This window comes from Devosia sp. A369 (assembly GCF_054489345.1).
The window spans coordinates 14,111-31,648 of the sequence record NZ_JBTMWV010000021.1 but is presented as its reverse complement, the minus strand read 5'-3'; the positions used below and the strand labels follow the sequence as shown (position 1 = coordinate 31,648).

At 62.6% G+C, this 17,538-nt stretch carries 24 protein-coding genes and 1 pseudogene; 11 read left to right on the top strand and 14 right to left on the bottom strand.

Annotated elements, in window-relative coordinates:
* Window positions 1-84 precede the first annotated feature (84 nt).
* Window positions 85-978: a metallophosphoesterase family protein gene (locus tag ACX3OZ_RS17980; protein ID WP_459095988.1), complete on the bottom strand. Its 894-nt coding sequence runs from the start codon at window positions 976-978 to the stop codon at window positions 85-87.
* A gap of 110 nt (window positions 979-1,088) precedes the next feature.
* On the opposite strand from ACX3OZ_RS17980, the gene ACX3OZ_RS17975 reads away from it, so the two are divergent.
* From ACX3OZ_RS17975 to ACX3OZ_RS17965, 3 genes are all read left to right on the top strand, one after another.
* Window positions 1,089-1,565 carry an NUDIX domain-containing protein gene (locus ACX3OZ_RS17975; RefSeq protein ID WP_459105106.1) on the top strand — a complete coding sequence of 159 codons (477 nt, stop codon included), beginning with the start codon at window positions 1,089-1,091 and terminating at the stop codon, window positions 1,563-1,565.
* 97 nt (window positions 1,566-1,662) lie between these two features.
* The gene (locus ACX3OZ_RS17970) at window positions 1,663-1,785 is read left to right on the top strand and encodes a hypothetical protein (RefSeq protein ID WP_459095990.1); all 123 of its coding nucleotides are present in this window, start codon (window positions 1,663-1,665) and stop codon (window positions 1,783-1,785) included.
* Window positions 1,786-1,910: 125 nt separating this feature from the next.
* Window positions 1,911-2,210, top strand: a complete 300-nt coding sequence (locus ACX3OZ_RS17965) for a hypothetical protein (protein ID WP_459095991.1) — start codon at window positions 1,911-1,913, stop codon at window positions 2,208-2,210.
* 1 nt (window position 2,211) lies between these two features.
* Here the strand turns inward: ACX3OZ_RS17965 and ACX3OZ_RS17960 are convergent, their stop codons facing one another.
* The gene (locus ACX3OZ_RS17960; protein WP_459105105.1) at window positions 2,212-3,171 is read right to left on the bottom strand and encodes a glutathione S-transferase family protein; all 960 of its coding nucleotides are present in this window, start codon (window positions 3,169-3,171) and stop codon (window positions 2,212-2,214) included.
* A gap of 346 nt (window positions 3,172-3,517) precedes the next feature.
* Between ACX3OZ_RS17960 and ACX3OZ_RS17955 the strand changes: the two genes are divergently transcribed.
* From ACX3OZ_RS17955 to ACX3OZ_RS17945, 3 genes are all read left to right on the top strand, one after another.
* Window positions 3,518-4,075, top strand: coding sequence for a GNAT family N-acetyltransferase (locus ACX3OZ_RS17955; protein WP_459105104.1), 558 nt, complete (start codon window positions 3,518-3,520; stop codon window positions 4,073-4,075).
* Window positions 4,076-4,163: 88 nt separating this feature from the next.
* Window positions 4,164-4,790, top strand: a complete 627-nt coding sequence (locus tag ACX3OZ_RS17950; RefSeq protein WP_459105103.1) for a CoA pyrophosphatase — start codon at window positions 4,164-4,166, stop codon at window positions 4,788-4,790.
* Window positions 4,787-5,956: a CCA tRNA nucleotidyltransferase gene (locus tag ACX3OZ_RS17945; RefSeq protein WP_459105102.1), complete on the top strand. Its 1,170-nt coding sequence runs from the start codon at window positions 4,787-4,789 to the stop codon at window positions 5,954-5,956. The genes ACX3OZ_RS17950 and ACX3OZ_RS17945 overlap by 4 nt, the downstream gene beginning before the upstream one ends.
* On the opposite strand, the gene ACX3OZ_RS17940 is transcribed toward ACX3OZ_RS17945, so the two are convergent.
* From ACX3OZ_RS17940 to ACX3OZ_RS17930, 3 genes are read right to left on the bottom strand one after another with little or no spacing between them, the layout of a single operon-like run.
* Complete coding sequence (locus tag ACX3OZ_RS17940; protein WP_459095996.1) at window positions 5,953-6,132, bottom strand: DUF1059 domain-containing protein; 180 nt, start codon at window positions 6,130-6,132, stop codon at window positions 5,953-5,955. The two genes, ACX3OZ_RS17945 and ACX3OZ_RS17940, sit on opposite strands and share 4 nt — an antisense overlap.
* Before the next feature lie 57 nt (window positions 6,133-6,189).
* Window positions 6,190-7,062, bottom strand: coding sequence for an oxygen-dependent coproporphyrinogen oxidase (gene hemF / locus ACX3OZ_RS17935; protein ID WP_459105101.1), 873 nt, complete (start codon window positions 7,060-7,062; stop codon window positions 6,190-6,192).
* A 17-nt stretch (window positions 7,063-7,079) separates the two neighbouring features.
* Window positions 7,080-7,550 carry a tRNA (cytidine(34)-2'-O)-methyltransferase gene (locus tag ACX3OZ_RS17930; protein ID WP_459105100.1) on the bottom strand — a complete coding sequence of 157 codons (471 nt, stop codon included), beginning with the start codon at window positions 7,548-7,550 and terminating at the stop codon, window positions 7,080-7,082.
* 237 nt (window positions 7,551-7,787) lie between these two features.
* Between ACX3OZ_RS17930 and petA the strand changes: the two genes are divergently transcribed.
* The 5 genes from petA (at window position 7,788) to ACX3OZ_RS17905 (ending at window position 11,362) form a co-directional block, all read left to right on the top strand.
* Window positions 7,788-8,312: a ubiquinol-cytochrome c reductase iron-sulfur subunit gene (gene petA, locus ACX3OZ_RS17925; RefSeq protein ID WP_459095999.1), complete on the top strand. Its 525-nt coding sequence runs from the start codon at window positions 7,788-7,790 to the stop codon at window positions 8,310-8,312.
* Between the two features lie 14 nt (window positions 8,313-8,326).
* Window positions 8,327-9,580 carry a cytochrome b gene (locus ACX3OZ_RS17920; RefSeq protein WP_459096000.1) on the top strand — a complete coding sequence of 418 codons (1,254 nt, stop codon included), beginning with the start codon at window positions 8,327-8,329 and terminating at the stop codon, window positions 9,578-9,580.
* Between the two features lie 17 nt (window positions 9,581-9,597).
* Window positions 9,598-10,455: a cytochrome c1 gene (locus tag ACX3OZ_RS17915; protein ID WP_459096001.1), complete on the top strand. Its 858-nt coding sequence runs from the start codon at window positions 9,598-9,600 to the stop codon at window positions 10,453-10,455.
* 142 nt (window positions 10,456-10,597) lie between these two features.
* Window positions 10,598-10,792 carry a hypothetical protein gene (locus ACX3OZ_RS17910; RefSeq protein WP_459096002.1) on the top strand — a complete coding sequence of 65 codons (195 nt, stop codon included), beginning with the start codon at window positions 10,598-10,600 and terminating at the stop codon, window positions 10,790-10,792.
* 36 nt (window positions 10,793-10,828) lie between these two features.
* A complete protein-coding gene (locus ACX3OZ_RS17905; RefSeq protein WP_459096003.1) occupies window positions 10,829-11,362 on the top strand; it encodes an adenine phosphoribosyltransferase in 534 nt (177 codons plus the stop codon).
* 18 nt (window positions 11,363-11,380) lie between these two features.
* On the opposite strand, the gene ACX3OZ_RS17900 is transcribed toward ACX3OZ_RS17905, so the two are convergent.
* From ACX3OZ_RS17900 to melA, 9 genes and pseudogenes are all read right to left on the bottom strand, one after another.
* Complete coding sequence (locus tag ACX3OZ_RS17900; RefSeq protein ID WP_459096004.1) at window positions 11,381-11,779, bottom strand: GFA family protein; 399 nt, start codon at window positions 11,777-11,779, stop codon at window positions 11,381-11,383.
* A gap of 66 nt (window positions 11,780-11,845) precedes the next feature.
* Entirely contained in the window at window positions 11,846-12,238 is a 393-nt protein-coding gene (locus ACX3OZ_RS17895) for a VOC family protein (protein ID WP_459096005.1), read from the bottom strand.
* Between the two features lie 95 nt (window positions 12,239-12,333).
* The gene (locus ACX3OZ_RS17890) at window positions 12,334-12,516 is read right to left on the bottom strand and encodes a hypothetical protein (RefSeq protein ID WP_459096006.1); all 183 of its coding nucleotides are present in this window, start codon (window positions 12,514-12,516) and stop codon (window positions 12,334-12,336) included.
* A gap of 349 nt (window positions 12,517-12,865) precedes the next feature.
* The gene (locus tag ACX3OZ_RS17885) at window positions 12,866-13,885 is read right to left on the bottom strand and encodes a TerC family protein (protein ID WP_459096007.1); all 1,020 of its coding nucleotides are present in this window, start codon (window positions 13,883-13,885) and stop codon (window positions 12,866-12,868) included.
* 369 nt (window positions 13,886-14,254) lie between these two features.
* Window positions 14,255-14,638 carry a hypothetical protein gene (locus tag ACX3OZ_RS17880; RefSeq protein ID WP_459096008.1) on the bottom strand — a complete coding sequence of 128 codons (384 nt, stop codon included), beginning with the start codon at window positions 14,636-14,638 and terminating at the stop codon, window positions 14,255-14,257.
* Window positions 14,635-15,192, bottom strand: coding sequence for a MaoC family dehydratase (locus ACX3OZ_RS17875; RefSeq protein ID WP_459096009.1), 558 nt, complete (start codon window positions 15,190-15,192; stop codon window positions 14,635-14,637). Before ACX3OZ_RS17875 ends, ACX3OZ_RS17880 begins: the two co-directional genes overlap by 4 nt.
* Window positions 15,189-15,668 (bottom strand): MaoC family dehydratase, encoded by a 480-nt coding sequence (locus tag ACX3OZ_RS17870; RefSeq protein ID WP_459096010.1) that lies wholly within the window; start codon window positions 15,666-15,668, stop codon window positions 15,189-15,191. The genes ACX3OZ_RS17875 and ACX3OZ_RS17870 overlap by 4 nt, the downstream gene beginning before the upstream one ends.
* A gap of 102 nt (window positions 15,669-15,770) precedes the next feature.
* Window positions 15,771-15,971 (bottom strand): annotated as a pseudogene (locus ACX3OZ_RS17865) (helix-turn-helix domain-containing protein); the annotation flags it as partial.
* A 99-nt stretch (window positions 15,972-16,070) separates the two neighbouring features.
* Window positions 16,071-17,444: an alpha-galactosidase gene (melA, locus tag ACX3OZ_RS17860; RefSeq protein ID WP_459096011.1), complete on the bottom strand. Its 1,374-nt coding sequence runs from the start codon at window positions 17,442-17,444 to the stop codon at window positions 16,071-16,073.
* Window positions 17,445-17,538: the final 94 nt, after the last annotated feature.

The following is a 17,538-nucleotide window of genomic DNA, read 5'->3' as shown; positions in this document are numbered from 1 at the left end:
CCCGGCTCAAGGCCGGGATGACATCGAGTTTTTAGGTGCCGTCCGGGTGGACGGGATGGACAGTATTGAGGCGGCTGGCCGCCCTCAGCAGATCCGCATCTGCAGCCGCATGACAATCTCGCTGCCCAGACGCTGGAAGCCATATTCGCGCATGGTGCAGGTCCAGCCGCCATCGCCAGTGCGTTCGATGCGGAACAGATTGTAGCGTGCGGGATCGTCCAGCGTGCCGCCCTGGGCGGCGCTGGCGGCGGCAACGCCGACCACCGGCACTTCGCGGTCCTTGCCCGGAATCGAGTGGATCGAGGAGCGGTGGGTGTGCCCATGCAGGATCAGTTCGGCGCCATGCTCGGCAATGACCTGCCGGAACAGCTTGTGGCCCTTGAGCCCGAATGAGGGGTGCTGCAATTCGGCATTGGGTGGATGGTGGATCAGTATGGTGCGGAAATAATCCGCTTCGCCCATGATTTTGAGAATGCGGCCCAGCCGGTCGGCCTGGGCTTCATCGAAGCGCCCGATGGCGAGGAACGGGCGGGTCGGTACGGCGCTGGAGCAGGAGATGACCGCCAGTTCGCCGATGCGGCGCACAAAGGGAAAGGCGGCGTCGTCGAGGGTTTCCCCGCGCATATAATCGCCCCAGGCATGCTGGGCGGATTCGAGGGCCCCCGACACATAGGCGTCGTGGTTGCCGGGGCAGACGGCGATCTTGTCGGAGGCGCCGAGCGCCTGCAGCCATTCCCCGGCGCGGTCCATTTCATAGCGCAGCGCCAGATTGACCAGATCGCCGGTCACCGCCGTGAAGTCGGCATTCTGCGCCTGCATATGGGCGACCAGCGTGGTCAGCGTTTCGCTGTTCAGCTCGCCGTGCCGGCGCAGCTTCCAGTTCAGATAGCCGGTGAGGCGTTTGCCGAGCAGATCGCGCCAGCCGACGGTCGGCATGGGCGACAGGTGGATATCGGAGATGTGGGCCAGGGTGATCATTGGGGGCGTAATGCCAGAAGGGGGCCGGCAAGAAAACGGTCAATCGGCTCTGTGGTCAATTTTGTCGCGATCAAGTCTCTGCTATCGATGGCGCACCAAGGAGTGTTTCAATGCAGATGAATGGCTTCCAGCGCTGGCGCGCCAAGGTGTTCCTGACCCTCAAGGGTCTGTGGCACCGCATGACTTTGGGGAGCCGGGTGATGGTGGTCGATGGCGACAAGGTGCTGCTGATCCGGCACACCTATGTGCCCGGTTGGCAGTTTCCCGGCGGCGGCGTCAGCCCGGGGGAGACTTTTGAGCATGCGGGGGCCCGCGAAACGCTGGAAGAAACCGGCTTTCGCGTGATCGGCCCGATGCAGCTATTCGGTATCTACCACAATTCCAGCCCGGTGACCGACCGCGACCATGTCGCTTTCTATGTGGCGACGAAGTTCGAGAAGGTGTTCGAGCGCAAACCCGATCACGAGATAGCCGAAGTGGGCTGGTTCGATCGCCATGCTTTGCCGGAAAAGGTGACGCCGGCCACGTCACAGCGGATCGACGAGTATTTTGACAAAGTGCCGCGCCGCAAGGTGTGGGGTTATTAGACCAGGATCTGGCGCTGAGGGGATTGTCTGCCGAATGCAACCAATTCGTGCAATTGTGGGGGTTCGGGCGATGACCGCGCCGAACAAGGAGGCCCACATGGCCAAGAACAGCAAGGGCCAAGCTAAAAAGCCCAAGCAGGAAAAGCCGAAAACCAACGCTTCGGTGCCCACACTCAAGGGGTTTGCCGCGACAACCTCGGGCGCCGGCACCAAGAAGTAGCCGCCGACGCGTTGGGCCTAGCCGCCTCCGACTATTGCTTCCCAGAAGGGCGCTGCTCAGACGCGCGCCCTTCTGCAGGTTAGCGTTTCGCGGGCCCGCCCAAGTGTCCCCTGTGGAGAGTCTGCATGAAATACATCCTCGCCGCCCTGCTGCTGCTGACGCCGACTTCGGCCTTCGCCGCGCTGTCGGGCTATTATGACAGCGCCGAGCAGATCGCCATGATCCTGGGCAGTAGCGACGTGGCCGACGCGGTGCGGCAAGCGCCGATCGGGCAGATCACCAATTCGGGTACCCGCGCCGATGGCGCTGCCGAATGGATGATCCGGACCCAGGAATGCGACCTGACGGTCTATCTGGTGCCAGAGCCGCCGGCCGGCGTGGGCAAGACGAGCTATCGCCTCGAACTGCCCACAGCCTGCGAATAGCCTATTTCAGGAACGGCAACTCCGGCCCAACCGGGACGATCCGGGTCGGGTTGATGGTGATGTGGCTCCAATAGTAGTGCGTGCGGATATGCTCGAGATCGAGGGTTTCCTTGATCCCGGGCACTTCGTAGAGCGCCTTGAGATAATGCGAAATATTGGCGTAGTCGGCGATGCGCTTCAAATTGCATTTGAAGTGGCCGACATAGACCGCGTCGAACCGCACCAGCGTGGTGAACAGCCGCCAATCGGCTTCGGTGATGCTGTCGCCGGTGATATAGGCCGTCTCGCCCAGCTTGGCTTCTACCCAGTCCAGCGCCTCGAATAGCGTGGCCACGGCCTCGTCATAGGCGGCTTGCGTGGTGGCGAAGCCGGCCTTGTAGACGCCATTGTTGATGTCGTCATAGACGCGGGCATTGATCGGATCGATCACGCTGCGCAGCGCTTCGGGATAGTAGTCATCGGTGTTGCCGGTCAACTCGTCGAAAGCCGAGTTGAACATGCGGATGATTTCCGAGCTCTCATTGGAGACGATGGTGTTGGTCTGCTTGTCCCACAGCACCGGCACGGTGACGCGGCCGGTATAGTCGGGCACGGCCTGCGTATAGACCTGCCACAGCAGATCCTTGCCGAGCAGCGTATCGCCGGTCGAGCCGCTGGCGGTGTCAAAGCTCCAGCCGGTTTCGTCGGGCATTTTGGACGAGACGGTCGATACCGAGATCAGGCCCTCGAGATTCTTGAGCTTGCGGAAGATCAGCGTGCGATGCGCCCAGGGGCAGGCCAGCGACACATAGAGGTGATAGCGGCCGGCTTCGGCCTTGAAACCACCGACGCCGGATGGGCCGGGGCTGCCATCAGCGGTCACCCAATTGCGGAAGCCCGCCTGGCTGCGTTCGAATTTGCCACCGCTCTTTTTGGTGTCGTACCACTGGGTGGACCAGTTTCCGTCGATCAATTGTCCCAAGATCGAACCCTTTCCGTCATGTTGTCGACGCGTTGTCGGGATCATATCCCATCGTCGTTTGTTGCTGCCTGACACATAGTAACCGGCGGGGCGAGCGATAAGGCTGCATTCATGCAACGATCCGTTGTGCATTTGGGCCACAGCTGGTTGATGCCCCTTGCAATTTGGCGCGCGATCCATGATTTTCATTTTACGCGAGGCCCCCATGGTGCTAATGCGAATTTCAGGCGTGGAGGCGCCCAGGATGGTGAAGGTTTTGCTGGCGACCCGACGACCGTAAGCGGTCCCTCGAGCGGTGCTTTTCAAGCACCGGGTTCCTACGCATCTCCCATTCTGGATCATCGTCATGACCCTTGTTTCTGCGCCTTCGGCTGCGCCCGCTGCTGTCTCCGCTCTGACCGCTGTGGCGCTCCAGGTTCGCCCCGCCACCCAAGCTGATGATGAATTCATCGAGGATTTGCAGGCAACCGCCTTCGGTCCCGGCCGGTTCGCGCGCACGGCGTTCCGCATTCGCGAGCGGTTCCCCATCGACAAGAGCCTGAGCCTCGTCGCCGAAGTCGACGGTACGGCCTGCGGCTCGGTGTGGATGACCCTGATCAGCATTGGCGGCATCAATGGCTGGATGCTCGGGCCGCTCGCCACCCACCCCAATTTCCGCAAGCTCGGCGCCGGCAAGCTGCTGGCCCGCGAAGTCACCAAGCGCGCTTTGGCGCGGGGCGATGGCCAGTTCGTCATGTTGGTGGGCGACCGCGATTATTATTGCCCGCTGGGCTGGGAGCCGACGACGTTGGGCAATATCGAGTTCCCCGGCCCGGTCGACCCCACGCGGGTGCTGGTGTTTGCCGAGGACAAGAGCCTGGCGACCACGCTGTCGGGCCCGATTGCTGCCTGGCATCAGGGCTGAGTGACGGGCAGAGCTGCGCAAAACGCGGTGGACCCTTGGCGGTACACTGGCCTAAGCTCCGGTTTCCGAAACGTTTTCCGGTGTCCCCTTGTCGTCCGATGACGCCATTATTGACCGTCTGGCCACGCGCCTGCTGACCATGCCGCCGCCGCTGCCGCCGGCGCATACGCTGGTGCCTGACTGGGCGCCGGAAACCCCGTACACCCGGCCGCCCACGCCGGCAGCCGTGCTGATCGCGCTGATTCGGCGGCCCGAGGGCCATACCGTGCTCTATACCGAGCGCTCGCCGGATTTGCGGGCCCATTCGGGGCAGGTGGCTTTTCCCGGTGGCAAGGTCGATGCCGGCGATGCGGACGTGGCGGCTGCGGCGCTGCGCGAGGCCTTCGAAGAGGTCGGCATGCTGCAGGCGGATGTCCGGGTTATCGGCTTCATGCCGACTTATTACACCGGCACCAATTATCTCATCACCCCGGTGGTGGCGACGGTACGGCCGAGCAGGCCCTTCGTGCCCAATCCGGGCGAGGTGCATTCGGTGTTCGAGGTGCCGCTGCAGCGGATACTCACGCCCGAGGCCTATGGCGAATTCCGCGTCGAGCGGAACGGCAAGGAACACCGCACCTGGAAAATCGACCATGACGGGCACCGCATCTGGGGCATTACCGCCAATCTGACGCGCCGTTTCCGCGATCTGGCGATGAAAGAGGCCGCGTCATGAGTGACGCGCTGGCTTCGGCCGAGTGGCGGCTCCGCCCCGAAACGCAGGCGATCTTTGCCGCGCTGGATGGCGCCAACCGCCGCACCCGTGCCGTGGGCGGGGTGGTACGCGACACCATCATGGGTCGAGCCCATAGCGGCGACATCGATATGGCGACCGAATTGCTGCCCGATGAGGTGATCGCCCGGGCCACGGCAGCCGGTATCGCCTACTATCCCACCGGCATCGACCACGGCACGGTGACGCTCAAGCTGGGCGAGACGCTGGCCGAGGTGACGACCCTGCGCCGCGATGTGGAAACCGATGGCCGCCACGCGGTGGTCGCCTTCGGCACCGACTGGGTGGAAGACGCCGGTCGCCGCGATTTCACTCTCAACGCTCTCTATTGCGCTGCTGACGGCACGCTGTATGACCCGCTGGGCGGGGTCGAGGACGCGCGCAATGGGGTGGTCCGTTTCATCGGCGCGCCGACTCAGCGCATCGCCGAGGACGGGCTGCGCGTCTATCGCTTCTTCCGCCTCTCGGCCAGCCATGGCGGGGAAAACTTCGACGCCGCGGGTCTAGCGGCCTGCGCGGCGGCGGTTAGTGAACTCGGCCATTTGTCGCGCGAACGCGTTGGCGGCGAAATCATACGCATGCTGGGCCTGCCCAAAATCACGCGCACCCTGACGCAGATGGCCGATATCGGTCTGTTGTCGCTGGCTGAACCGGCGCTGCCGGCGCTGGCCGCCTATGAGCAGTTGGGAGGGCAATCGCCCGAGACCCGGCTGGCCCTGATCGCCGGCGATGATCTCGACGCCGCGCAGTCTGCGTGGCGGCTCTCCAACGAGCAGCTCAATACGGCCCGCGCCATCATCAAGGCCGCAACCCTGCTGCAATACGATCGAATCGGCGAGGCGGCCTATCGGCATGGCGAGGCGGCGGTCGAAGGTCTTGCTGCGGCGGCCGCGCTGGGCAAATGGGGGCCGGCCCGTCTGGCCGAAGCCGCGCGCACTTTGGCGGCTATCGTGGTGCCGCCATTCCCATTGTCGGGGTATGATCTGACGGATTTCGGTATCCCGCCCGGTCCGGCGCTGGGCCGCGAGCTGGCGCGGCTGGAGCGGGTCTGGATCGACAGCGGCTTTACGCTGGGGAAAGTGGAGCTGCTGGCGCAGGCGCGCCGCTAGCCGCCGACCTCCACAATCCGCTCCTTGATGCGCTCGATCATCTCGGGCCGCACCTCGGTCTCGCCGTGATAGCGCCGCAGGCTTTCCACCGCGCGGCGCACCACTTCGGCTTCACTATCAGCCTCGGCATGCCACGTGGCGCCGGGAATCAGTGAGCCGGAATCAAATCGCTTCATGATGGTCATCCTTCCGGTTTGCTGCGCAAAACGCGCAGCGCCCGGAAAGGTTGCATCTCAGGGCCAGCGAACTTCGGGGGGCAGGGACGACAGGATGGCGTTGATATTGCCGCCGGTCTTCAGCCCGAAGGTGGTGCCGCGATCATAGAGCAGGTTGAATTCGACATAGCGGCCGCGGCGTACCAGCTGCTCCTGCCGTTCGGCATCGGTCCAGCGGGTCTCGAAATTGCGGCGCACCAACTGGGGATAGATATCGAGGAAGGTGCGACCCACCGACTGGGTGAAGTCAAAGTCAGCGTCCCAATCGCCCGAATTGTGCTGGTCGTAGAAAATGCCGCCGACGCCGCGATGCTCATTGCGGTGCGGGAGGAAGAAATAATCGTCGCACCACTTCTTGTAGCGATCGTAATCGACGCCCGCATGGCCATCGCAGGCGGCGCGCATGGCGGCGTGGAAATCGACGGTATCGGGATCGTCCTGGGTGCGGCGGCGATCCAGCACCGGGGTCAGGTCAGCGCCGCCGCCGAACCACTGCTTGCCGGTGACGATCATCCGCGTGTTCATATGCACCGCTGGAACATGGGGGTTCCAGGGGTGGACGATCAGCGAAATCCCTGAACTCCAGAATTTGGTGCCGGCCTCAGTGCCGGGCATCTGCTTGGCAAACTCTTCTGAGAATTCACCATGCACGGTGGAGATATGCACGCCGGCTTTTTCAAACACGCGGCCATACAGCATGCTCATCTCGCCGCCGCCGCCGGCGGGGCGGTCCCAGGGGGCGATGTCGAATTTACCAGCCGGCAAATGGGCGTTGGGGCCGGCTACTTCGGCCTCGATGGTTTCGAAGGCGGCAACAATCTGGTCGCGCAGAGCGCGGAACCAGTGCTGGGCGGTGGCCTGCTTGGCCTCAATATCGTGTGGCAGTGTCATAATGGTGCAATGGCCTGTCAGATGAGTTGTGTAAAGCCGTCGGTCTGTCTTTTGGCTTCCCCCAGGATAAGGGTTGCCGCCAGCGCCACATTGATCGAGCGCAAACCGGGCCGCATGGGAATGCGCACCAGCAGGTCGCAGGCCTCGGCCACCGCGTCGGGCACGCCGGCACTTTCGCGCCCCACCATCAAAATGTCATCAACGCCGTAATCCACCGCATAGGCTGAGGTTTCGGTCTTGGTGGTCAGCAGCACCAGCCGTCGCCCTTCGGCGCGCCGCCAGGCGTCAAACTGGGTCCAGCTGGCATGCTCATGCACCGCCGCATGGTCGAGATAGTCGAGGCCAGCCCGGGCCAAGGCCTTGGCGGAAAACGGGAAGCCGGTGGGGTGGATGAGGTGGATGGTTATCCCCAGGCAGGCCCCCAGCCGGATCAGCGTGCCGGTATTGTTGGCGATGTCGGGTTGGTAGAGGGCCAGATCGACCGGCATGGGCGTTTCCACCGGAATTTAAAGGGGCAGGGGCCGGCGCTGGGCCTGGGTCGGTTCGGGTATAGTGTCGCACTTGCCTGATGTCACCACGCGGATCACTGGACAAGCGCATGGGACAGTGCAAAAAGAACCGCAACTGACGGGCCGATTGAGGGCGCCGGCAGCCGATTCTGCGTATGCGCGGAATGGTTTGCCGCTGCCGGCCGCGTCTGATGTGATTGTACGGGGATACGGACCTTGGCCACGCAAGATCAACATTCAACGACACGGCGGGATTTCATCTTTGTCGCAACCGGGTCGGTGGCCGCAGTCGGCGCCGCAGCGACCGTCTGGCCGCTGATCAACCAGATGAATCCCGACGCTTCGACACTGGCGCTGGCCAGCATCGACTTCGATATTTCGGGGATTCCCGAAGGGCAGTCGGTCACTATCATGTGGCGCGGCCTGCCGGTCTTTGTGCGGCACCGCACCCAGGCCGAGATCGACGAAGCCATTGCAGTGCCAATGGCCGATCTCAAGGATCCCGAGACCGACGAGCAGCGCACCAAGCCCGGCCACGAACAGTGGCTGATCATGATCGCCAACTGCACCCATCTCGGTTGCGTTCCGGTGGGCGATGCCGGCGAATTCGACGGCTGGTTCTGCCCCTGCCATGGCTCGCACTACGATAGCGCCGGCCGTATCCGCAAAGGCCCTGCACCGAAGAACCTGGTGCTGCCGCCTTATGAATTCCTCAGCGATACGCTGGTCCAGATCGGTTAGTGGGGGCTCGCCCGATGTCAGAACATTCGACTTATACGCCCGGTACGGGCATCGAGAAGTGGCTCGATGAACGCCTGCCGATCATCCGGTTCTCCAAAGAGCACCTGATGGATTTCCCGACGCCGAAGAACCTCAATTATTGGTGGACCTTCGGCGCGATCCTGGTGATGTGCCTGGGTATCCAGATCGTCACCGGCGTCATCCTGGCCATGCATTACACGCCCAACGTCGCCATGGCGTTCGACTCGGTCGAGCATATCCGCCGTGACGTCAATGGTGGCCGCATGATCCAGGCGTTCCACGCCGTGGGCGCTTCCATGTTCTTTGCTGCCGTTTACATCCACATCTTCCGTGGCATGTATTTCGGCTCCTATAAGGCACCGCGCGAGATCCTGTGGATCCTCGGCGTGCTGATCTTTGTGCTGATGATGGCGACTGCCTTCATGGGCTACGTGCTGCCCTGGGGCCAGATGTCTGGCTGGGCTGCTACCGTGATCACCAATATCTTCGCGGCAATCCCGGTCATCGGCACGCCGCTGCTCGAGCTGCTGCGCGGCGGTTTCTCGGTGGGCAACCCGACGCTGAACCGCTTCTTCTCGCTGCACTACCTGCTGCCGTTCGTGATTGCCGCCGTCGTGGCGCTGCATATCTGGGCGCTGCATGTGCCGGGCAACAACAACCCGATCGGCGTCGACGTCAAGGACACCAAGCGCGATACCTTGCCCTTCCATCCGTACTACACGATGAAGGACGCCTTCGGCATGGCGCTGTTCCTGATCCCGTTTGCCTGGTTCGCATTCTTTGCGCCCGACATTCTGGGTCACCCGGACAACTACATCGAGTTCAACCCGCAGGTGACGCCGGCCCATATCGTGCCTGAATGGTACTTCCTGCCATTCTACGCCATCCTGCGTGCCATCGACTTCAACATCCTGTTCATCGACTCCAAGCTCGGTGGCGTGATTTTCTTCGGCGGCTCGATCGTCATCCTGTTCTTCCTGCCCTGGCTGGATACGGCCAAGACCCGCTCGGGTAACTTCCGCCCGATGTTCAAGTGGTTCTACTGGCTGTTCGTGGTCAATTTCGTCGCGCTCACCTATCTTGGTGCCGCACCGGCGGAAGGCATCTACGTCATCCTGGCCAAGATCTGCACTTTCTATTACTTCGCACACTTCCTTGTCGTCCTGCCGGTCCTTGGTCGCATCGAGAAGCCCCGGCCGTTGCCGACCAGCATCTCCGAGAGCGTCCTCGGCAAAGCGAACGCGTGATGGAAGGGGCAGGAACCATGTTCAAGACCAAAACTATCCTGGCCACTCTGGCCCTGGTTGCCGGCCTCGCCTTTGGCGCGGCCCCGCAGGCAGCTGAAGGCGGCGCCCATATCGAAAAGCAGAGCTGGAGCTTTGCCGGTATTTTCGGCACTTACGACCAGAACCAGCTGCAGCGCGGCTTCCAGGTGTTCCGCGAAGTCTGTGCCAGCTGTCACGGCGCACGCCTGATCGCGTTCCGCAATCTGGCCGAGGCGGGTGGTCCCCACTTCTCCGACGCCCAGATCAAGGCGCTGGCGGCCGAATATGAAGTGGCCGATGCCACGGTTGAAGGCGGCGTTCGCCCGGCAGTGCCGGCTGATCGCTGGCCGTCGCCATTCGCCAGCGAACAGGAAGCACGCGATGCCATGGGCGGTTCGTTCCCGCCCGACTTCTCGGTGCTGGCCAAGGCCCGCGGCGTGACCGATGCCTTCCCGTTCTGGGTGTTCAACTATTTCACCGGCTATTCGGAAGGCGGCCCGGATTATATCCACGCGCTGCTCAACGGCTACCATGACGACGTGCCGGCAACCGCGCCCGCCGACTTCGAGCTGGCTGACGGCAAGTATTACAACGACTACTTCCCCGGCCACGCCATCGGCATGTCCCCGCCGCTGTCGGATGGGCAGGTCGCCTATGCCGTTGGCGAAGGCGAAACCGCCGTTCCCGAGACGCTGGAGCAGTATTCCACCGACGTGTCGGCCTTCATGATGTGGATGGCTGAGCCCGGTCTGGTGTCGCGCAAGGAAACCGGCTTCAAGGTGCTGCTGTTCCTGCTGGTCTTTGCCGGCCTGATGTACGCCACCAAGCGTCGCATCTGGAAGGGCATCGAGCACTGATCGCTGCCCGCGATTGAGAAAATTGGAAAGGGCCCCGGGTGGGGCCCTTTCTGTTTGTGGTCACGAGGCGTCGAGGCCCTTGCCAAGCGGCGCGCAGCCCGCAATATTCTTTGCGCGCAAATCACTGCGTGAGGGAGCCGACATGTCCGCCATTCGTATTGCTGTGACTGTCGTCGGGGCCGCCATCACCATGAGCCGGCATCCGGCAGTGCGCGCCGGCATCAACGCCGTGGCGTCCAATCCAAAAGCCCGCGAAACTGCGATCAATGTCACCCGCTCGGCGGCCTATAATGCCGGGGTGCTGGCCCGCCATCTCGTCGGCCGCCGCCTGCGCTGAGCGCTTTCTTCCGTTCCAAATTCATACAGGTTTGCCATGTCGCTCGACCTCAAGGCCCTCGTGCGCACGATTCCGGACTACCCCAAGAAGGGCATCCTGTTTCGCGACATCACTACGCTGATCGAGCATCCTGAGGGCTTCAAGGAAAGCATTGAGCGCATGGCCGCCCAATATCGCGGCCAGGGCATCACCCATGTCGCCGGCATCGAAGCGCGCGGCTTCATCTTCGGCGCGGGCGTTGCCATCGCGTTGGGGGCAGGCTTCATTCCGATCCGCAAGAAGGGCAAGCTACCCGGCGAGACCATCGGGCAGAACTACGCGCTGGAATATGGCGTCGACACCATCGAGATCCATGCCGATGTGCTGGACAGCAATGACACCGTGCTGCTGGTCGATGATCTGATCGCCACTGGCGGTACCGCCATCGCCGCCGTTGGCCTGCTGCGCCGCACCGGGGCCACGGTGGCCCAGGCGGCCTTCGTCATCGACCTGCCGGCGCTGGGCGGCGCGGCCAAGCTGGCGGCCGAGGGTGTCGAGGTCAAGGCGCTGATGGCGTTTGAGGGGCACTGAGAGGCCCCTCCTCAGCACCTACCAGCTGTTGCGGCCGTCGATTTTTTCCACCACGACCTGGCTCCAATCGAAATCGTCGATCAGCCGCAGATTGACCGCATAGGTGCGGGCGGTCGGCATGGCGTTGGGGTCGCCGTCCTTGGGTGTGCCGTCATTGTTATACATCGAGGCCCAGTCGGGTGACTCGCCCCAGGTCTGCATGCCGCAATTGCTGCAGAAATGATGCTGGTTCATGCCGCTGGCCGAATAGGTCTTGTCGTCCTGCTGCGATAGCAGCTTCAGCTCGCCCGGTGCGTAATAGCCCCAGATCGCCCCGGTGCGGGCGCAGAAGCTGCAATTGCACTCCTTGGCGGCGATCGGCAGATGCGGCAGCTCGATTTTGGTCGCGCCGCAATGGCAGGTGGCGACAAGCGTCATGGCAAAGCTCCTTGCTGGATAGGCCGCGACCCTAGCGGGGTGGGCCGCCAGAACCTGTCAGCAGCCTCACGCCGCCATCGCCTCGCGCTGGTCGACCAGGCAGAACTGGTTGCCCTCGGGGTCGCGCATTACCGTATAGGTGGGCAGCACCCGCACGGTTTCGGCGCCCGCGGTCTTGAGCCGTTCGACCTCGCCGGCGCGATCACCGACTTCGATGTCGAAATGCACCCGATTGTTGTCGTAGCGGCGGCCATCGACATTCTGGAAGCACAAGGCCGGGCCGGGGCCATCGACCAGCACGGTCGGATCGGTTTCCGGCGTCAGGCCGAGCGCGGCCAGTCGGGCGATCTCGGCCTCGTCATAGGGGCGCACCTGATAGCCATCGAGCAGGCCGGCCCAGAACTGGGCGAGTTTGGCGGGCTTGTCGCAGTCGAATACGATCTCGTGGATCCTGCCCATGGTCGTCTCCTTCGTGTCAGTCCTGCCCCGATTAGCCGGGAAATGCGGCAAGACTGGCGCAAAGGTGGCCCGGCGCCGGAGCGCCGGGCTGTGGCTTAGCGCCGGGGCGCTTTCAGCAGGGCTTCCAGCGCCGGCAGCGACAAGGTTGTCTCCGGCTTGGGCTGGGCCAGCTTGCGGGCCTCCAGCCTGCCCACTGGCAGCGGCGCGCCATGGCGCGGCACATTGCGAGAGGGGGCGACCTGTTGCGGGCGTTGGAACATGTTTTTGGGCATAGACAAGCCTTTCTCCATCCCCGTCCGGCGCTTTCAACGCAACGGCGGGGTCTGAAAATCTGCGCAACGCCCAGCAGGCGCCGCGCGATGAAGCGGGGTTTGAAAAGACGCCGGCGATGCCGTCAGGGGGAGATGATCGGTCGTGTAGCCGCTAGCGGCTGGGTGAACCTGAAGCTGATCTCGCACGGAACGGCATCCAGAATCGGGCGGTCACGCGCAGGCGCGGAACGGCGGATTCTTGGGGCGTTCGGGGCAAGATTTCAGATCATTTCGGTTCGCAACCTCATTCTGGAAACGTCCAGAGGATAGAAAAGCCATGGGCCGGCGTCAACCGCCGGCCCATTTTTGTCGCGCGTCAGGAGGCTCGCTTCTCCTCCTGCGCGATCGGCTCTTCTGCTTCGACCGGCTCGTTGCGGGTCTTCCACAGCGAGAACAATACGCCCCCGGCCAGGATCGACAGCGTCACGATGAGGCTCAGTAGCGTGTCGATATGCACGCCCATCGGCACGAGGAAGATCTTGATGCCCACCAGCACCAGAATGATCGCCAGCGAGGTCTGCAGATAGCGGAAACGGTTCATTGCCGCCGCCAGGGCGAAATACAGCGCGCGCAGGCCCAGAATGGCGAAGATGTTGGAAGTGTAAACGATGAAGGTGTCCTGCGTCACCGCGAAGACGGCCGGCACCGAATCCACGGCAAAGATCAGGTCGACGGTTTCCACCATCACCAGCGCCACCGCCAGCGGCGTCAGCCAGGTGACCAGCTTGCCGGTCTTGGGATCAGCCTGCTTGACCGTGAAATTGCGGCCATGCAGTTCCTTGGTGACGCGGAAGCGGCTGGTGAGGAAGCGGAACACCGGATTGTGCTCAATGTCTGCTTCTGTCTCGTGCTGCTTGAACATGCGCAGACCGGTGAACACCAGGAAGGCGCCGAAGCCAAACAGGATCCAGCTGAACTGATGCACCAGCGCGGCGCCCAGCCCGATCAGGATGGCGCGGAAGGCGATGACGCCCAGAATGCCCCAGAACAGCACGCGGTGCTGATAGAGGCGGGGGATAGCGAGGAAGCCGAAGATACTGGCAATGACGAACATATTGTCCATCGCCAGCGATTGCTCGATCAGATAGCCGGTGAAGAATTCGAGCCCGGCTTCACTGCCGCGCTGCCACCACACCCAGCCGCCAAAGGCGACGGCAATAGCGACGTAAAAGCCATAAAGCGTCAGGCTTTCCCGCGCTCCGATCTCATGTTCATCCTTGTGCAGGATGCCGAGGTCGAAGACCAGGAGCGCGACAACGATCGCGATGAACGCGACCCAGAAATAGACGGGAGTACCCAGAAAATCGCCCGTTAGGGCGGCAAGAAGCGATTCCATCGCCGGACCTTTCTCCATAAGTTGGAGCAGTTCCGACATCACGAGGGCATGGGTGGCCCTCGCCAGAGGGGCCCGGCGCTGCACCGTGAAAATGCCCTATCGCGCGAAAATATCAACCCCCGGGCGACGGAATGTCGCTTTTTTGTTGGCGATGGGGGGGTGGGGAGTGGCTGAATGCACAACTCAGCGCCGGCGTGCGACGCCCCAGGATATCGCCCCACCCACGGTGTCACCCCGACCTTGAGCCGGGGCCCATCCCCCGATCCCGCCGGTCGTCACATCTCAGGATGGGTCCCGGCTCAAGGCCGGGATGACACCGCGTTTAGATGCTGGGATTGTGCCACGAGAGTGGAGAGCAATCGCTCACGCTCAGCTGCGCGGCGTGCACAGCATCACGATTGCCTCGGCCGTCTCCAGCTGAATGGCCGTGCCATAGGTCGGATCTGGGATGACCCGGCCGGCCTGGATATTGCGGCCGGATTTGAGCCCGCCATCGTTGAAGGCGACGCCGTCCTGATAGCCGGTGATGGTGCCGGTGCCCGAGCTGCCATCACTGATGGTGGTCGAGGCAAAGCCATAGACCTCGCCATAGATGGTGAGGATCCCCGCCTTGGCGGTGGTGGCGTCACGACACGCCCAATTGCCCGTAAAACTCTGGGCAAAGGCGGGGGCGGTGGAGACGAGGGCGAGGGCAGTGATGAGGGCGATTCGGAGCATGCGGCTGACAGTGCCGGGCCGTCCGTCCGCTTTCAAGAGCCCTGCTTCAGCATTGGCCCGATCAGCGGCACTCTGGTGAGCGCCTGCAACAGTTTCAGCTTGAGCGGCATGACGTAGTCGCGCCGTTTGGAAAAGCCGACCAGTTCGGCACGATAGACCAGCTCGCCGCGCTGGTTGAGCGCCGTCAGCCGGTTGAACAGCAGCCCCCAGCTGGGAATCGAGTTGGATGCCCGCTTGTCGGTCACCACCAGCTCATAGCTTACCGTGTCGCCGGGGCGCACCGGCACCTTGAACACCATCTCGTTGACGCCGGGGGAGGGGCCCGAGACGCCGGGCTCCTTGCCCTGGGCGCGCAGCCGGTCTTCCTCGGCAAACAGCGTATCGACCATCTTGCGATGGCCTACGCTCACCGTGTGCCAGCCGCTGGCGATCAGCCCGCCGAAGTGACTATGCATGGCGGCTGCGGGGTCGATATGGAAATATTGTGGATCATATTGGGTGGCAAAGGCGATGATTTCGTCCTGCTCAAAGGTGTGGCTACCGAGCGGAAACACTTCGTCGATGACGATATCCTCAAACCAGCGGGTCATGCAGTGGCTCCCGGCTGGCGCGTATCGATCAGATTGGACAGGCGCATGGTCAGCACCTTCTGGTCCTTCTGGTTCCGCACGTCGAAATCGAGGCTCATAATGCCCCATTGCGGATGGGTGCTGGAGCGGCGCAACTCGGCAATGGTCACCGTGCCGCCAATGGTGTCGCCAACCATCACCGGATTCTTCCATTTGAGATTGGAAAAGCCGAGCCCGCCCGCCGAGGCGACCTTGGACAGAAAGCTGTCGACCAGCATGCGCAGGCTCAGCCCGCCGGTCTGCCAGCCGCTGGAGGCCAGGCCACCGAGCAGGCTCGCCTTGGCGGCCGCTTCATCAAGGTGGAACGGGAAGGGGTCGAATTCGCGGGCAAAGTCGGTAATCATCGCCTTGCTCACGGTGATATGGCCCAGGTCGATCACTTCGCCGATCTGCAGATCCTCGAAATGACGCCGATCTTGGGTGATTGGGTTGGTCATTTACTTGCCCTATACGTCAAGCAGTTATGTGCCCGCTTTGGCCGCGCAAGGCAAGCCCGGGGCGTCCGAGAAGGAAAAAGCCCGCCGGGTGGCGGGCCTTTATCATGCGTCCGGTGACGCGCTGGGGGGAATGTCTACGCCTTGATCGGCATAGTCCCGAAGTTTGTTGCGCATGGTTCGAATCGAGATGCCCAGAACCAGTGCAGCGTGGGTGCGGTTGCCTTCTGTCTGCCGCAGCGTTGCCAGAATAAGATCCCGTTCCACATCGGCAACTGGTAGTCCAACCAGTGCCTCAGTAGCGCGAGGATCGGGCTCGAAATCATACATGGTGTTCTCTTTCTGGAGCCCCCAGAGATTGAACCCGGAACGCCCTCAGGATGTTCCCGTATGGTTAATGAGGTGTTAATCACCCGCCAAACGTGATCGCCCTGGGCCACGCGCCCATTCGGGCAACCAGTCGCCATGAGCGGCCGTCAGGTCGTCCACAAGGCTCCAGATTTGCTCCAGATCCAGCTCGGCCGCGGTGTGCGGGTCGAGCATCGCGGCGTGGTAGATATGCTCGCGGTTTTCCTCGATCAGCGCCCGCACCGTCAGCTCCTGCACATTGATATTGGTACGGATCAACCCGGTGAGCTGGGGCGGCAAATCGCCGATATAGGTGGGCTGGATGCCATTGGCATCGACCAGGCACGGCACCTCCACCGCGGCGGCATCCGGCAGGCTGGTGATGACGCCATTATTGCGCAGATTGCCATAGATCACCGAGGGCTCGTCGGTCCACACCGAGTTGATGATCGAGCTGGCATATTCCTTGGACGGCTTGACCGTGATGCGGTCGGCCTTGCGGTAGTCTTCCGAGGTCTTCTTCCAGCCGGCAATCTGCTCGACGCAGCGCTTGGGATATTCGTCGAGCGGAATGCCGAATTTCTCGATCAGATCCTCACGCCCCTCCTTGATGAAATAGGGAGTGTATTCGGCAAAATGCTCGCTGCTTTCGGTGACGAAATAGCCCAGCCGCGTCAGCATCTCATAGCGCACCTTGTTGGGGCAGCGGGGGTTCCAGCCCGGCTTGGGGGCGCGGCCCTCGCGATAGGCGCGCACGAGGTCGGGATAGAGGTCGCGATAGCTGCCATCGGGCTGGCGATGCTCGAATTTGAGATAGAACGCCATGTGGTTGATGCCGGCCGAGCGATAGCGGATATCCGCATAGGGAATATCCAGATTATGGGCCAGCTCCATCGCCGTGCCCTGCACCGAGTGGCACAGCCCCACCTGCTTGATGGTCGGGTATTTCTCGGCGATGGCCCAGGTGTTGATGGCCATCGGGTTCACATATTGCAGCATGATGGCGTCGGGCGCGACCGCCAGCATGTCCTCGCAAATGCTCCACAGATGCGGCACAGTGCGCAGCCCCCGCATGATGCCGCCGACGCCCAGCGTATCGGCGATGGTCTGGCGCAGCTTGTATTGTTTCGGCACCTCGAAATCGACCACCGTGGACGGCTCATAGCCGCCGATCTGGAAGCAGACGACGACGAAATTGGTGCCGTCCAGTGCCTGAAGCTGATTGGCATAGGTCTCCACCGTCGCCGGCACGCCCAGCGTGGCGATCAGCTTGTTGGCGATGATGGCGCTTTCTTCCAGCCGCGTCGGATTGATGTCCATCAGGCGGATGGTGGCGCCAGCCAAAGCCGGGCGCTGCAGCACGTCGCCAACGATGTTTTTCATGAACACCGACGAGCCGGCGCCGATAAAGGTGATTTTGGGATTGGCCACCGCGATATCCTCCAAAGCACGGCGAGCAGCCGGCGCAGAACTGGAGCAAACCCTAGCGCTTGCGCCTCACGAAACAATGCGGAATAGTAGGCAC

What these genes read in the sequence shown, in the direction of transcription:
- ACX3OZ_RS17980 (WP_459095988.1), bottom strand. Translation starts at nt 978, where the DNA reads ATGATCACCCTGGCCCACATCTCCGATATCCACCTGTCGCCCATGCCG.
- ACX3OZ_RS17975 (WP_459105106.1), top strand. Translation starts at nt 1,089, where the DNA reads ATGCAGATGAATGGCTTCCAGCGCTGGCGCGCCAAGGTGTTCCTGACC.
- ACX3OZ_RS17970 (WP_459095990.1), top strand. Translation starts at nt 1,663, where the DNA reads ATGGCCAAGAACAGCAAGGGCCAAGCTAAAAAGCCCAAGCAGGAAAAG.
- ACX3OZ_RS17965 (WP_459095991.1), top strand. Translation starts at nt 1,911, where the DNA reads ATGAAATACATCCTCGCCGCCCTGCTGCTGCTGACGCCGACTTCGGCC.
- ACX3OZ_RS17955 (WP_459105104.1), top strand. Translation starts at nt 3,518, where the DNA reads ATGACCCTTGTTTCTGCGCCTTCGGCTGCGCCCGCTGCTGTCTCCGCT.
- ACX3OZ_RS17945 (WP_459105102.1), top strand. Translation starts at nt 4,787, where the DNA reads ATGAGTGACGCGCTGGCTTCGGCCGAGTGGCGGCTCCGCCCCGAAACG.
- ACX3OZ_RS17940 (WP_459095996.1), bottom strand. Translation starts at nt 6,132, where the DNA reads ATGAAGCGATTTGATTCCGGCTCACTGATTCCCGGCGCCACGTGGCAT.
- hemF (WP_459105101.1), bottom strand. Translation starts at nt 7,062, where the DNA reads ATGACACTGCCACACGATATTGAGGCCAAGCAGGCCACCGCCCAGCAC.
- ACX3OZ_RS17930 (WP_459105100.1), bottom strand. Translation starts at nt 7,550, where the DNA reads ATGCCGGTCGATCTGGCCCTCTACCAACCCGACATCGCCAACAATACC.
- ACX3OZ_RS17920 (WP_459096000.1), top strand. Translation starts at nt 8,327, where the DNA reads ATGTCAGAACATTCGACTTATACGCCCGGTACGGGCATCGAGAAGTGG.
- ACX3OZ_RS17915 (WP_459096001.1), top strand. Translation starts at nt 9,598, where the DNA reads ATGTTCAAGACCAAAACTATCCTGGCCACTCTGGCCCTGGTTGCCGGC.
- ACX3OZ_RS17910 (WP_459096002.1), top strand. Translation starts at nt 10,598, where the DNA reads ATGTCCGCCATTCGTATTGCTGTGACTGTCGTCGGGGCCGCCATCACC.
- ACX3OZ_RS17905 (WP_459096003.1), top strand. Translation starts at nt 10,829, where the DNA reads ATGTCGCTCGACCTCAAGGCCCTCGTGCGCACGATTCCGGACTACCCC.
- ACX3OZ_RS17900 (WP_459096004.1), bottom strand. Translation starts at nt 11,779, where the DNA reads ATGACGCTTGTCGCCACCTGCCATTGCGGCGCGACCAAAATCGAGCTG.
- ACX3OZ_RS17895 (WP_459096005.1), bottom strand. Translation starts at nt 12,238, where the DNA reads ATGGGCAGGATCCACGAGATCGTATTCGACTGCGACAAGCCCGCCAAA.
- ACX3OZ_RS17885 (WP_459096007.1), bottom strand. Translation starts at nt 13,885, where the DNA reads ATGGAATCGCTTCTTGCCGCCCTAACGGGCGATTTTCTGGGTACTCCC.
- ACX3OZ_RS17875 (WP_459096009.1), bottom strand. Translation starts at nt 15,192, where the DNA reads ATGACCCGCTGGTTTGAGGATATCGTCATCGACGAAGTGTTTCCGCTC.
- ACX3OZ_RS17870 (WP_459096010.1), bottom strand. Translation starts at nt 15,668, where the DNA reads ATGACCAACCCAATCACCCAAGATCGGCGTCATTTCGAGGATCTGCAG.